We start from the raw sequence: 13,633 nt of genomic DNA, 5'->3' as shown, positions 1-13,633 counted from the left end.
TGCTCAGGTGTAGATCATCTTGCGGGTCATGCCGCCATCGACCACGAACTCCTGGCCGGTGACGAACGCTGCCTGGCGCGACAGCAGCCAGGCCACCATGGCCGCCACATCTTCCACCGTCCCTACCCTGCCCGTCGGGTGCTGGGCATGGTCCGCCTCGGTCAACGGCTCGGCACGGCGCTGTGAAGGATCACGGGCATCGATCCAGCCCGGGCTAACCGCATTGACGCGGATCTCCGGGCCCAGGCTCATGGCCAGGGCGTGGGTCAAGGCCACCAGGCCGCCCTTGCTCGCCGCGTAGGCCTCGGTATCGGGCTCGGACTGCCGCGCCCGGGTGGAGGTGAGATTGACGATCGCCCCGTTGTGCGCACGCAGGTACGGCGCACAATGCTTGGCCAGCAACATCGGGCCGTTGAGGTTGACCGCCAGCACGCGGTTCCACTGCGCCAGGCTCAGGCTTTCCAGGGTCTGGTTATGCGGGTTGGCGATGGCTGCGTTGCACACCAACGCGTCCAGCCGGCCAAACTGCCCCAGCACCTCGGACACCCCGGCGCTGACCTGGGCTTCGTCGGCAACGTCCATGGTGATGAACCAGGCGTTGTCACCCAGGGCCTTGGCCACCTTGGCGCCGCGCCGGCGGTCGAGGTCGCTGAGTACGACCTGCCAGCCTTCGCAGATCAACCAGGCGGCAATGCCCAGACCGATGCCGCGCGCGGCACCGGTCACCAGGGCTACCCGGCCGTTGTGGCCGGGCGTACCGCCGCCGATTTCGATCACAGCGCCGCCAACCCGCGCGCCAGGTCGGCCTGCAGGTCGGCCACGTCTTCCAGGCCCACGGCAACACGGATCAGGCTGTCACGGATACCCGCGGCTTCACGCTCCTGCGGCGTCAGGCGGCCGTGGGAGGTGGTGGCCGGGTGGGCGATGGTGGTTTTGCTGTCACCCAGGTTGGTGGTGATGGAAATCACCCGGGTAGCGTCGATGAAGCGCCAGGCGCCCTCTTTGCCACCCTTGACCTCGAAGCTGACCACCGCACCAAAGCCACTCATCTGGCGCTTGGCCAGTTCATGCTGCGGGTGGCTTGGCAGGCCGGCGTAATGCACCTTCTCCACGCCCTCCTGCTGCTCCAGCCATTCGGCCAGTACCTGGGCGCTTTCGCAGTGCGCACGCATGCGCAGGCGCAAGGTTTCCAGGCCCTTGGTGAAGATCCAGGCGTTGAACGGGCTGAGAGTCGGCCCTGCGGTGCGCAAGAAGCCCACCACTTCTTTCATCTGCTCGGCACGGCCGGCAACCACGCCACCCATGCAGCGGCCCTGGCCGTCGATGAACTTGGTGGCCGAGTGGAACACGATGTCGGCCCCCAGCTTCAGCGGCTGCTGCAGCGCCGGGGTGCTGAAGCAGTTGTCCACCACCAGCATGGCACCGTGGGCATGGGCGATTTCGCTGAGCGCGGTGATATCGACCAATTCGGCCAGCGGGTTGGACGGCGATTCGACGATCAGCAGCTTGGTATTGGCCTTGATGGCCTTTTCCCAGCCGGCGAGGTCGACCAGTGGCACGTAGTCTACCTGCACGCCAAAGCGCTTGAAGTACTTCTCGAACAGGCTGATGGTCGAGCCGAACACGCTTTGCGAAACCAGCACATGGTCACCGGCACTGCACAGCGACATCACCACGGCGAGGATTGCTGCCATGCCGGTGGAGGTGCCCACGGCCTGCTCGGCACCTTCCATGGCTGCCAGGCGCTCCTCGAAGGCACGCACAGACGGGTTGGTGTAGCGCGAATAGACGTTGCCCGGCGTTTCGCCGGCAAAGCGTGCGGCCGCATCGGCCGCCGTGCGGAACACATAGCTAGAGGTCAGGAACAGCGCTTCGCTGTGCTCGGCCTCCGGTGTACGGTTTTGACCGGCGCGCACCGCCAGGGTGTCGAAGCCGACACCCTCGAGGTCACTGTCCAGTCGCCCGGCATCCCATTGATCCGTCATGCCGTCGCTCCCGAAATCAGTTGTTGTAGAGGTCGATGATCGCGCTGACCGCCTGGTTCTTGACCTTGGCCAGGTCGTTACGCGCCTGCTCGATGCGGTCGAGGTAGGCTTCGTCGATATCGCCGGTGACGTACTCACCGTTGAATACCGCGCAATCGAAGTGGTCGATCTTGATCTTGCCGCCACCGACCGAGTCGATCAGGTCCGGCAGGTCCTGGTAGACCAGCCAGTCGGCGCCAATCAACTCGGCCACTTGTTCGGTGGTACGGTTGTGGGCGATCAGTTCGTGAACACTCGGCATGTCGATGCCGTAGACGTTGGGGTAGCGTACCGCAGGGGCTGCGGAGCAGAAGTAGACGTTCTTGGCGCCAGCTTCGCGGGCCATCTGGATGATCTGCTTGCAGGTGGTGCCACGCACGATCGAGTCGTCCACCAGCATCACGTTCTTGCCGCGGAACTCCAGCTCGATGGCGTTGAGCTTCTGGCGTACCGATTTCTTGCGCGCGGCCTGGCCGGGCATGATGAAGGTACGGCCGATGTAGCGGTTCTTGACGAAACCTTCGCGGAACTTCACGCCCAGGCGGTTGGCCAGTTCCAGGGCCGCAGTGCGGCTGGTGTCCGGGATCGGGATGACCACGTCGATGTCGTGCTCAGGGCGCTCGCGCATGATCTTGTCGGCCAGTTTTTCACCCATGCGCAGACGGGCCTTGTACACCGAGACACCATCCATGATCGAGTCCGGACGGGCCAGGTAGACATGTTCGAAGATGCACGGTTGCAGCTTCGGTGCTTCGGCGCACTGCTTGGTGTACAGCTGACCTTCCTCGGTGATGTACACCGCTTCGCCCGGCGCCAGGTCGCGGATCAAGGTGAAGCCGAGCACGTCCAGCGCCACGCTTTCCGAGGCGATCATGTATTCCACGCCTTCGTCGGTATGACGCTGGCCGAACACCACCGGGCGGATGCCGTTGGGGTCACGGAAGCCGACGATGCCGTAGCCGGTGATCATCGCCACCACGGCGTAACCACCGACGCAACGGCTGTGCACGTGGGAAACCGCGGCGAACACGTCTTCTTCGGTCGGCTGCAGCTTGCCACGCACCGCCAGCTCGTGCGCGAACACGTTCAGCAGCACTTCCGAATCGGAGTTGGTGTTGACGTGGCGCAGGTCGGATTCGTAGATTTCCTTGGCCAGCTGCTCGACGTTGGTCAGGTTGCCGTTGTGTGCCAGGGTGATGCCGTACGGCGAGTTGACGTAGAACGGCTGCGCCTCGGCCGAGGTCGAGCTGCCCGCAGTCGGGTAGCGCACGTGGCCAATGCCGATGCTGCCGACCAGGCGCTGCATGTGGCGCTGCTGGAACACATCGCGCACCAGGCCATTATCCTTGCGCAGGAACAACCGGCCGTCATGGCTGGTCACGATACCGGCAGCGTCCTGGCCGCGGTGCTGGAGGACCGTAAGCGCGTCATACAGCGCCTGATTGACGTTCGACTTACCGACGATACCGACGATGCCACACATGCGACGCAACCCCTACTTTGACGAAACTTGAGTGAATAGCGCTCAGGGCTTTGCCGGCCCGAGCAACTGTTCCTTGAACGGAAGATCAGCCGGAGTGCCGATCAGCCCACTGGGCGTCCACTGGCCGGTAAAACCCAGGATCAGGTTTTTCGACCAGTCGGCGACCAAGAGAAATTGTGGTATCAGGCGTGATTCCTGCCACCAGGTGTCCTGTTGAACCGGCCCCAGGCTGATCAGCCCGATGGCCACTACCACCAGCAAGGCGCCACGGGCAGCGCCGAAGGCCATGCCCAGGAAACGATCGGTGCCGGACAGCCCGGTCACGCGGATCAGCTCGCCGATAAGGAAGTTGAGCATGGCCCCCACCAGCAAGGTGGCGACGAAAAGAATGGCGCAGCCGGCGATGACGCGCATCGACGGCGTCTGGATGTAGCTTTCAAGATACACCGAGAGCGAACCGCCGAACATCCAGGCAACCGCACCGGCAATGATCCAGATGAGCAAGGACAAGGCTTCCTTGACGAAGCCGCGCTTGAGACTGATCAGTGTGGAGACGGCGATGATCGCGATGATCGCCCAATCAACCAAGGTAAATGCCACGGTGCTGCCTGCAGACGTTTGAGGCGGCGCATTTTACCAGAGCGGCGGGGGGTTGGGTAAGCGGAATGTCAGGTGGATTGGCGCTGGATCATTCGCGGGTAAACCCGCTGCCACAGGTGATGTGCAAACCCTGCCATTGCGCGCTCCCTGTGGGAGCGGGTTCACCCGCGAATGGGCGGCAAAGCCGCCCCTGCCAGACTCAGCTACGTTCAGGCTGGAAGCGCACCACGAAGCCCTTGAGGCTGTTCTGGCGGTTGATTCGCGTCACGCACACGCTCGGCCTCGGCGCGCTCGATCAGCGGCCCCACGTATACCCGGTTCATGCCACTGGCCGAGCGGATATAGGCGTTGTAACCCTGGCTACGCAAGGTTTGTTGCAGTTTTTCGGCCCCGGCACGGTTGGACAGGCTGGCCAGCTGGATGGACCAACTGACCGGCAGGCCATTGACGTCGACCTTCGACGGCGCAGGCGGCTTGGCTGCCGGCTGAGGCTCGACCTTGGCCACGGGTGCCTGCGGCTTGGCAGGCTGGGGCTGCACCTGTGCCTGCACTTGTACCTGAGGCTGGGTCTGCGGCGACGGTGTAATCGGCTGGCTGGGCGCGCTCGCCGGCGCAGTGGACTCGTCCACCACCACCGGTGCCTGTTGCGGCTCTTCGGGAATGACCTGCGGCTCCGGCACGGCGACCGGCTCCACCTTCACTTCCGGCAGGCTTGGCATGGCCGGTGCCTGGGGGGCCTCGACATGCACCTGGCGCATCTCGTCCTCGCGGCTGAACAGCATCGGCAGGAAGATAACCGCCAGCGCCACCAGCACCAACGCACCCACCATGCGCTGTTTCATCCCTTTATCCAGCACTGCCATCTACTCCACCCTCCTGGGCGTGCCGCTCCAGCCATTCCAGTGCCTGGGCAACACAGAAAAACGAACCGAACAGCAAGACCTGGTCATCCGCCGTCGCCTGCGCGCACTGCCCTTCAAGGGCGGCGCCGACGCTGGCATAAGACTTCACCGCGGCGCCGACGTTCGTCAAGGCCGCGACCAGTTCCGCAGCCGGGCGGCTGCGCGGGGTATCCAGTGGCGCCACCGCCCAGTCGTCGACCAGGCCCTGCAGCGGCGCGACAACGCCGTCCAGGTCCTTGTCGGCGAGCAGGCCGAACACCGCCAGGCGGCGCCCCTTGAGCGGCCGGGCAGCCAGGCGACGGGCCAGGTACTCGGCGGCATGCGGGTTGTGCCCGACATCCAGCAACAGTTCCACCGGCTTGCCTTGCCAGCTCAGCAGGCGTCGATCGAGGCGGCCAGTGATGCGGGTAGCCAACAGCGCCTGGCGAATCTGCCCGGCGTCCCAGGGCAAGCCCATCAGCAGGTAGGCCTGCAAGGCCAGCGTGGCGTTTTCCATGGGCAGGTCGAGCAACGGCAGGTCGCGCAACTCTACCTGCGCGCCATCCGCTGCAGTACCACGCCAGCTCCAGCTGCCATCGGCGCTGGCCAGGTCGAAGTCACGCCCGCGCAGAAACAGTGGCGCGGCCAGTTCGGCAGCCTTGTCCAGCAACGGCTGCGGCGGATCGAGGTCACCGCACAGCGCCGGCTTGCCCTGCCGGAAGATGCCGGCCTTCTCGAAGGCTACCAGCTCGCGGGTATCACCCAGGTAATCGACATGATCGACGCCGATGCTGGTCACCAGGGCCAGGTCGGCATCCACCACGTTCACGGTGTCCAGGCGGCCACCAAGGCCCACTTCCAGGACCACGGCATCCAGTTGCGACTGGTAGAACAACCAGAACGCGGCCAGGGTGCCCATCTCGAAGTAGGTCAGGGAAATTTCGCCCCGTGCCGCCTCGACGGCGGCGAAGGCTTCGCACAGGCGCTCATCGCTGGCCTCTTGGCCATCGATGAGCACCCGCTCGTTGTAACGCAACAGGTGCGGCGAGCTGTATACGCCCACCTTGAGCCCCTGGGCACGCAGCAGCGAGGCCACGAACGCGCAGGTCGAGCCCTTGCCGTTGGTGCCGGTCACCGTCACCACGCGTGGCGCCAGCTTGCCCAGCGCCAACCGGGCAAGCACCTTCTGCGACCGCTCCAGGCCCATATCGATGGCCGAGGGGTGCAACTGCTCGAGGTAGGCGAGCCATTCGCCCAGGGATCGTTGTTTCATCACGCGACGGCAGCCGCCTCACGCGCTTGCTCCGGGGTGTCCTGACCGGTCATCTGCGCCAGCAGGCGGGCCAGACGCGGGCGCAGTTCGCCACGGGAGATGATCAGGTCGATGGCGCCGTGTTCCAGCAGGAACTCGCTGCGCTGGAAGCCTTCCGGCAGTTTCTCGCGCACGGTCTGCTCGATCACGCGCGGGCCGGCGAAGCCGATCAGTGCCTTCGGCTCGCCGACGATCACGTCACCGAGCATCGCCAGGCTGGCGGAAACACCACCGTACACCGGATCGGTCAGTACCGAGATGAACGGGATACCTTCTTCACGCAGGCGTGCCAGCACGGCCGAGGTCTTGGCCATCTGCATCAGCGAGATCAGCGCTTCCTGCATGCGCGCACCGCCCGAAGCGGAGAAGCACACCATCGGGCAGCGGTGCTCCAGAGCGTAGTTGGCCGCGCGCACGAAGCGCTCGCCGACGATGGCGCCCATGGAGCCGCCCATGAAGGAGAACTCGAAGGCGCTGACCACGATCGGCATGCCCATCAAGGTGCCGCTCATGGAGATCAGGGCGTCCTTCTCGCCGGTCTGCTTCTGCGCGGCAGTCAGGCGGTCCTTGTACTTCTTGCCATCACGGAATTTCAGGCGGTCGACCGGCTCCAGGTCGGCGCCCAGTTCGGCACGGCCATCGGCGTCGAGGAAGATATCGATGCGCGCACGTGCGCCGATGCGCATGTGGTGGTTGCACTTGGGGCAGACATCCAGGGTCTTTTCCAGCTCCGGACGATACAGCACGGCCTCACAGGCCGGGCACTTGTGCCACAGGCCTTCAGGCACCGAGCTCTTCTTCACCTCGGAACGCATGATCGAAGGGATCAGTTTGTCGACTAACCAGTTGCTCATGCTTTCTTTCTCCAGTATTGGCAGGCGGGGTCCGGTGTCGCCGGCCCTGCCCTGCCCTTGAGCTCAATAACTTTCATGAAACGATGGTGGACCGGCCGCAGGTACTTCCCGCGCGCCACCCCACCGTTAATGTGTTGTGTTGCCGCCACAGGCACAGGCGGCTGCCCTGAAGGGCTGCGAAAGCTATGGACGATGGCGCGCAGCCAGCCGTCACATCTGCCATCACGCCTGTTTCACCGCACGCATGAAGGCCTCGATCTTCGTCGCGTCCTTGATGCCCTTGGCTTGCTCCACGCCGCCACTGACATCCACCGCATACGGCTGCACCTGGGCGATGGCCTGACCGACATTGTCGGCAGACAGCCCGCCCGCCAGGATTATCGGCTTGCTCAGGCGCGCCGGCACCAGCGACCAGTCGAAGGCTTCACCGGTGCCTCCGGGTACGCCCGGCACATAGGTATCCAGCAGAATGCCGCGGGCACCGGCGTAAAGCTGGCAGGCCGCCTCCAGATCGTCGCCCGGGCGTACGCGCAGGGCCTTGATCCAGGGGCGGTGGTAGCCTTCGCAGTCCTGCGGGGTTTCGTCGCCGTGGAACTGTAGCAGGTCCAGCGGAACCACTTCGAGGATCTCGTTCAGCTCGCAGCGCGAAGCATTGACGAACAACCCTACCGTGGTCACGAACGGCGGCAGCTCGGCAATGATCGCCCGCGCCTGGCGCACATCCACGGCGCGCGGGCTCTTGGCATAGAAGACGAAGCCGATGGCATCGGCCCCCGCTTCGGCAGCGGCCAGTGCGTCTTCGGTGCGGGTAATCCCGCAGATCTTGCTGCGAACATTGCTCATGGACAGCGAACCCTGCTTGTTACGGTGAAAGGCCGGATGTTAGCAAATGACTTTTCGCCCGTCAGTCTGCCAATGCCTCGTAGCCGGTCAAAAAGTGTGGGCCGATGTAACGCTTGGGCAGCGCATACTCTTCGGGGTATTCCACCTGCACCAGGTAAAGCCCGTACGGGTGCGCCGTGACCCCGCCTTCGCGGCGGTTGCGGCCCTCGAGCACTTCGCGTGCCCAGTTGACCGGGCGCTCTCCGGCGCCAATGGTCATCAGCACACCGGCAATATTGCGCACCATGTGGTGCAGGAACGCCGTGGCGCGCACGTCCAGCACGATCATCTGGCCATGGCGGGTAACGCGCAGGTGGTAGATGTGCTTGATCGGCGACTTGGCCTGGCACTGGCTGGCGCGGAAGGCACTGAAGTCATGGGTGCCAAGCAGGTACTGCGCGGCTTCGGCCATGCGCTCGACATCCAGCGGGCGGTGGTTCCAGGTGACCTCCTCGGCCAGGTGCGCCGGGCGGATAGGGTCGTTGTAGATGACGTAGCGGTAACGCCGCGCGCAGGCCTTGAAGCGGGCATGAAAGTGGGCCGGCATCGGCCGCGACCAGACCACGCTGATGTCATGGGGCAGGTTGAAGTTGGTGCCCATGGTCCAGGCGCGCTCGTCGCGCACGGCGCGGGTGTCGAAGTGCACGATCTGCCCGCAGCCATGCACGCCGGCGTCGGTGCGCCCGGCGCAAATGACCGAGATCGGCTCGTTGGCCACCTTGGACAGCGCCTGCTCCAGGGCCTGCTGGACACTGGGCACACCACTGGCCTGGCGCTGCCAGCCACGGTAGCGCGCACCTTTGTATTCCACGCCCAGAGCGATGCGGGAGTAGCCTTCGGCCGCGGACTCGGCGGCGGCGGTGTCGATGATGTCCAAGAGCATGAAACCTGTGGGGGTGTACGGAATGGCGGGGATTATAACGACAACGGCAGCCGTGTAGGGCTGCCGCTGAATGTGTATCGCGCTTGAGGGCCTCTTCGCGGGCATGCCCGCTCCCACAAGTTACTCACAAGGCCTGAACCTGTGGGAAAACTGTGGGAGCGGGCGCGCCCGCGAAGAGGCCTGCGCAGGCAACCTCAGACCAACCGGGAAAGCATGTCCTCGGCTTCCTGGCGCTGGCTGTCGTCGCCATCCTTGACCACTTCATCAAGAATGTCGCGCGCGCCCTGGTTGTCGCCCATGTCGATATAGGCGCGGGCCAGGTCAAGCTTGGTGGCCACCTCGTCGCTGCCGGAGAAGAAGTCGAAGTCCAGGTCGTCCAGTGGCTGAGGCTCGGGCTGGGCAGCTGCGTCTTCGCTGGTAAAGTGCGGCTCCAGCGAAGGCGTTTCGAGGCTCTGCGACAGCTTGTCCAGTTCGGCGTTGACGTCGCTCAGCTCCGAAGCAAAGCTCTTGGCCGCCGGCGAATCGTCTTCCAGCGACAACGACAGGTCGAAATCGGATGGCAGGTCGAACTCGGAAAGCGGGTCGAATGCCGGCTCGCTGTCGAAGGCAGCCAGCTCGGCTGCGACATCCACCGGGGTTTCGTCGACCGTAGCCGGGGCGGCCGGGGCAACCGGTTCGTTGATATCGAGATCGAAATCGGACAGGTCAACAGCGGGCTGTGGTTCGGCCTGGGCCAGCATGGCTTCGAAATCGGCGTCGGCGTCGGCCTGCAGCTCGGCATCCAGGGCAAACGGCTGTTCTTCTGGCTGAGCAGCTTCCAGCACGGGCTCATCCAGTACCGGCTCTTCAAATGCAGGCTGTGGCGTCACCGGCTCGTCCAGCAGCGGCGCTGCCAGCGGGTCTTCCTCGGCCAGGTCGTCGCCCAGGCTCAGGTCGAAGGCACTGTCCAGGCCCTGCTCGTCCAGGCCCGACGCATCGAGGGTCGGCACTTCGTCGAAGGCATCCAGCTCAGCGTCCAACTCACCTTCGGGCTCGCGCTCTGGCGCAGGCTCCGCTTGCGCGACGGCTTGCGGGTCAACTGCCACCTCGGGCTCGGACGCCAGCACTTCCTCGGGCGCCACATCGGCAACCACTGGCGTTTCGGACTTATCCAGCAGCAGTTCCTGCACGTACTGCTCATCCATCTCGGCAGCCAGGGCCGCCGCGCCCAAGCCGGCAGCGGCCAGCCCGAGCATGGCCGGGTAGCGCTCTTTCAGCCCGGCAACCGCAGCACTGTTCTGCTCGCTGGCCGGCAGCTTGCGCTCCTGCTCGACGAACGCGCTCTGGTCACCCTGGCGGGCGTATATATCCATCAGTTCAAGGCGCAGGTCGTCACGCTGCGGCGCGGCGGCCACGGCAGGCTCCAGCAAATCGGTAGCGCGGTTCAGGCGGCCTTCGGCCACGCATTGCCCGACCTCTTCAAGCAGTGCAGCGTAGGGGTCGGCTTGCGGTTCAGGCTGTGCTTCGACGGTGGGTGCCGCCGGTTTCTCAGCAGCGGCTGCGGCGGCAGCCGAAGCGGCGACCACGGCCGGAGACAGGGTCACGCTCGGGGCCGAAACCTCGACGCCATCAAGGCTCGCGCTATCGCTGTCGAAGCCCGCGCCCTGCTCTTCTTCGAGCGCCCGCGCCATGCGCAGGTGCTTTTCAGCCTCCTGCTGCGCCTTGCGCTTGCGCGCCAGCAGCAACAGCAGAAGCAGCAGCACGAGGAAGGCACTACCGGCGATCAGCCCAAGCAGCAGGGGGTTGCCCATGATGTCGTCGACCACGCTGCCGGCAGGTGCAGCCTTGGCGGCTGGCATCGGTTTGGGTGCGGTATCGACGGCAGCAGGCGCAGGCTTGACCACCGGTTGCGCCGGGGCGGCCGCGCCTTGGGCTTCAAGCCGGGCCAGCTGGTTGTTCTTCAGCTCGATCAGACGCTGCAGCTTGTCCAGCTGGCTCTGCAGGTCGGCCATGCGGCTCTTGAGTTCTTCGTTGTCGCGACGGCTGGTGTCCAGGCTTTCCTGGGCCACCGCCAGCTTGTCGTTGAGGGCCTTGGCCTGGTTGGCACCGGCCTGGTTGCCCGGGCTGACCAGGCGCAGGTTGTCGCCCTGGGCGATACGCGCCGGCGCTGCCTCGGCGGCACCGCGACGGGTGGCGTCCAGCTGCCGTGCACGCGGCCCCAGGCGGCGGCCTTCACGCCAGGCGGCATACTGCTCGGCCACCTCGGCGGTCGCCTCGCCCTGCGGGATGTTCTGGATCTGCTGCTGGTCGGGCAGGCGCAGCACCTGGCCCACCTTCAGCTGGTTGATGTTGTTGCCGATGAAGGCGTCCGGGTTCAGCGCCTGGATCGCGATCATGGTCTGCTGGATCGAGCCCCCCTGGGTGTTGCGCGCGGCGATCTGCCACAAGGTGTCGCGGCGCTGGGTGGTAGTAGCTGCCAGCACCGGTTACCGCTGGAGCGACATTACCTGGCGCCGGCTTGTCACCCTGGGCCTTGGCCTGGTCGAGCAGCACACTGTAGTCACGCAGCAGGCGGCCCTGCGGCCACATCACCTGGACCAGGAACTTTACCACCGGCCCCGGCAGCGGCTGGCTGGAGGTAACCCGCAGCACGCTCTTGCCGTTGGGGTTGATCACCGGTGTGAAGGTGAGGTCTTCGAGGTAAGTCGGCAGCGCCACCCCGGCCTTGCTGAACTCTTCCGGCGGCGCCAGACTCGGCGCCACTTCGGCAGCGGTGAGGTCGCGCACGTCGAGCAGCTCGATCTCGGCGTCCAGCGGCTGATTCTGTGCCGACTTGAGCGTCAGCTCCCCCAGGCCCAGGGCATTCGCCATGCCCGACGACAGCGCCGATGCTGCAGCCATGGCCAGAACCAGTTTGCGAATTCGAAGCATGACCTCTTCCCTTGTATGAAGCGTCCTGAAACCTGCATGCAGAGCAGGACAAAATTGCTCGCCAGTATCTTTTACGGCATGTGTTTAATCAACAATTGCGCCACTTGCACGGCATTGAGCGCGGCGCCTTTGCGCACGTTGTCGGTGGTCAGCCAGAGGTTGAGCTGCTGGTCGTCATCAACACCGTGCCGTACACGACCAACATAGACCACGTCCTGGCCCACTGCGTCGCCAACCGGGGTCGGATAATCATCGCGCGCCACCAGCTCGACGCTGTCGGCCGCCTCGAGGGCCTGGCTGACCGCGTCCAGGTCCACCGGACGACGGCTCTGCACCGCCACACTGAAGCTATCGCCGAAAAACACCGGGACTTGAACGCAGCTAACGGAAATCTTCAGCTCAGGCAGGCCCAGCAGTACCCGCAGCTCACTGACCAGGCGGCGCTCCAGCGCCGTGTGGCCGTGCTCATCGGCAGCGCCGACCTGGGCCAACAGGTTGAATGCGACCTGGCGGTCGAAGAAGCGCGGCTCCAGCGGTCTGGGCATTGAGCAGCTCGGCGGTTTGCCGGGCCAGTTCGTTGACCGCTTCACGGCCTTGCGCGGATACCGCCAGCGCGGCCATTACCTGCACCCGCTCGATATCCAGCAGGCCCTTGAGCGGTGCCAGGGCAACGGCCAAGGCAACCGCAGCCGAGCACGGGCTGACGATGCGGGCGGGCAATGCCAGGCCAGCCAGGCGTTCGGCGTTGGCTTCGGGCACCAGGGCCAGGGCGTCGTCCAGGCCGGCGGACAGGTCGATGACCGTGCAGCCCGCCTGCAGCGCCTTGCCGGCAAAGCTGCGGCTGACTGCAGCGCCCGCAGCGAAGAAGGCCAGTTTGACCTGGGCGAAGTCGAAGCTATCCACTTCGCGCACTTTCAGCTTCTTTCCGGCGAACATCACGCTGCTGCCCGCCGATTCCATGCTGGCCAGCAGGTGCAGGGTGGCGACCGGGAAATCCAGTTCTTCGAGAATCTGCACCAGGGCTTCACCGACGCTGCCGGTGGCGCCGACGACGGCGATGTCCAAAGGGTGTGTCATGGAAGGGATCCTTTTGCTGAAAACGGCGGGGGCGGCACTTTACTCGGATTGTAGAGTTTTGTCTGTGCCGGCCCAAACCTGGAGCTGCGCTGCTCTTGATCTTGATCTTGATCTTGATCTTGATCTTGATCTTGATCTTCGCGACTTCAGGAGGCCGAGCAGAGGTCTTGCGGAGGGAGGTGACGGGCATGGATGCCCGTCAAGCGCTGAGGCCCCATGGATGGGGCCTGCAGCGCGTACTCCCGGGAGCAAGACCGGCGCGAGGGAACCCCGGAGCGCAGCGTAGGGGCCGGATGATGGGAGCGCAGCGTTTTTTGGTTACTTTTTGCCGCGTTTGGCAAAAAGTGACTCGCCGTAAGGGCGAAAAGGTGAGTATGCGTCGCCATCGTAAATGGACAATGCGCGATATCAAGACCAGTACTTTTCCGCTCTTCGCTCTTCGCTCTTCGCTCTTCGCTCTTCGCTCTTCGCTCTTCGCTTTCAAGCGTGGGCATCAACAACAAGGTCAACATTCATTTTCAAAGGTGGCGCTGACTCACCTTTCCGCCCTTACGGCGGGTCCCTTTTTGTCGTGGCAAAAAGGAACCAAAAACCGTCCGCTCCCATCATCCGGCCCCTGCGCTTCGCTCCGGGGTTCCCTCGCTACGGGCCTGCTCCCGGGAGTACGCGCTGCAGGCCCCATCCATGGGGCCTCAGCGCTTGACGGGCATCCATGCCCGTCACCTCC

The 13,633-nt window shown here is 64.8% G+C and carries 8 protein-coding genes and 3 pseudogenes; all 11 read right to left on the bottom strand.

Translation table 11 applies throughout. The features are described from left to right. Positions 1–3 precede the first annotated feature (3 nt). A complete protein-coding gene (locus tag QIY50_18390; protein WGV19337.1) occupies positions 4–777 on the bottom strand; it encodes an SDR family oxidoreductase in 774 nt (257 codons plus the stop codon). Beyond that, the gene (locus QIY50_18385; protein ID WGV19336.1) at positions 774–1,985 is read right to left on the bottom strand and encodes an O-succinylhomoserine sulfhydrylase; all 1,212 of its coding nucleotides are present in this window, start codon (positions 1,983–1,985) and stop codon (positions 774–776) included. The genes QIY50_18390 and QIY50_18385 overlap by 4 nt, the downstream gene beginning before the upstream one ends. 16 nt (positions 1,986–2,001) lie before the next feature. After that, complete coding sequence (purF, locus tag QIY50_18380; GenBank protein WGV19335.1) at positions 2,002–3,507, bottom strand: amidophosphoribosyltransferase; 1,506 nt, start codon at positions 3,505–3,507, stop codon at positions 2,002–2,004. A 42-nt stretch (positions 3,508–3,549) separates the two neighbouring features. Continuing rightward, positions 3,550–4,107, bottom strand: coding sequence for a CvpA family protein (locus tag QIY50_18375; protein WGV19334.1), 558 nt, complete (start codon positions 4,105–4,107; stop codon positions 3,550–3,552). A gap of 199 nt (positions 4,108–4,306) precedes the next feature. Next, positions 4,307–4,970: pseudogene (locus QIY50_18370) on the bottom strand (SPOR domain-containing protein). Next, on the bottom strand, positions 4,954–6,261 hold the full coding sequence (folC, locus tag QIY50_18365) for a bifunctional tetrahydrofolate synthase/dihydrofolate synthase (protein ID WGV19333.1): 1,308 nt from the start codon (positions 6,259–6,261) through the stop codon (positions 4,954–4,956). The pseudogene QIY50_18370 and the gene folC overlap by 17 nt, the downstream one beginning before the upstream one ends. Then, the gene (accD, locus tag QIY50_18360; protein WGV19332.1) at positions 6,261–7,154 is read right to left on the bottom strand and encodes an acetyl-CoA carboxylase, carboxyltransferase subunit beta; all 894 of its coding nucleotides are present in this window, start codon (positions 7,152–7,154) and stop codon (positions 6,261–6,263) included. The genes folC and accD overlap by 1 nt, the downstream gene beginning before the upstream one ends. A gap of 222 nt (positions 7,155–7,376) precedes the next feature. Further along, entirely contained in the window at positions 7,377–7,997 is a 621-nt protein-coding gene (locus QIY50_18355) for a phosphoribosylanthranilate isomerase (protein ID WGV19331.1), read from the bottom strand. Between the two features lie 61 nt (positions 7,998–8,058). Then, positions 8,059–8,919: a tRNA pseudouridine(38-40) synthase TruA gene (gene truA / locus QIY50_18350; GenBank protein WGV19330.1), complete on the bottom strand. Its 861-nt coding sequence runs from the start codon at positions 8,917–8,919 to the stop codon at positions 8,059–8,061. Positions 8,920–9,113: 194 nt separating this feature from the next. Further along, a pseudogene (locus QIY50_18345) lies at positions 9,114–11,829 on the bottom strand (FimV/HubP family polar landmark protein). Between the two features lie 71 nt (positions 11,830–11,900). Continuing rightward, positions 11,901–12,906 (bottom strand): annotated as a pseudogene (locus QIY50_18340) (aspartate-semialdehyde dehydrogenase). Between the last annotated feature and the right edge of the window lie 727 nt (positions 12,907–13,633).

The sequence above is a fragment of the Pseudomonas putida genome, assembly GCA_029953615.1.
In the GTDB taxonomy this organism is placed as follows: domain Bacteria; phylum Pseudomonadota; class Gammaproteobacteria; order Pseudomonadales; family Pseudomonadaceae; genus Aquipseudomonas.
The sequence above is the reverse complement of the archived record's forward strand: the minus strand, read 5'-3'. Positions and strand labels throughout refer to the sequence as shown.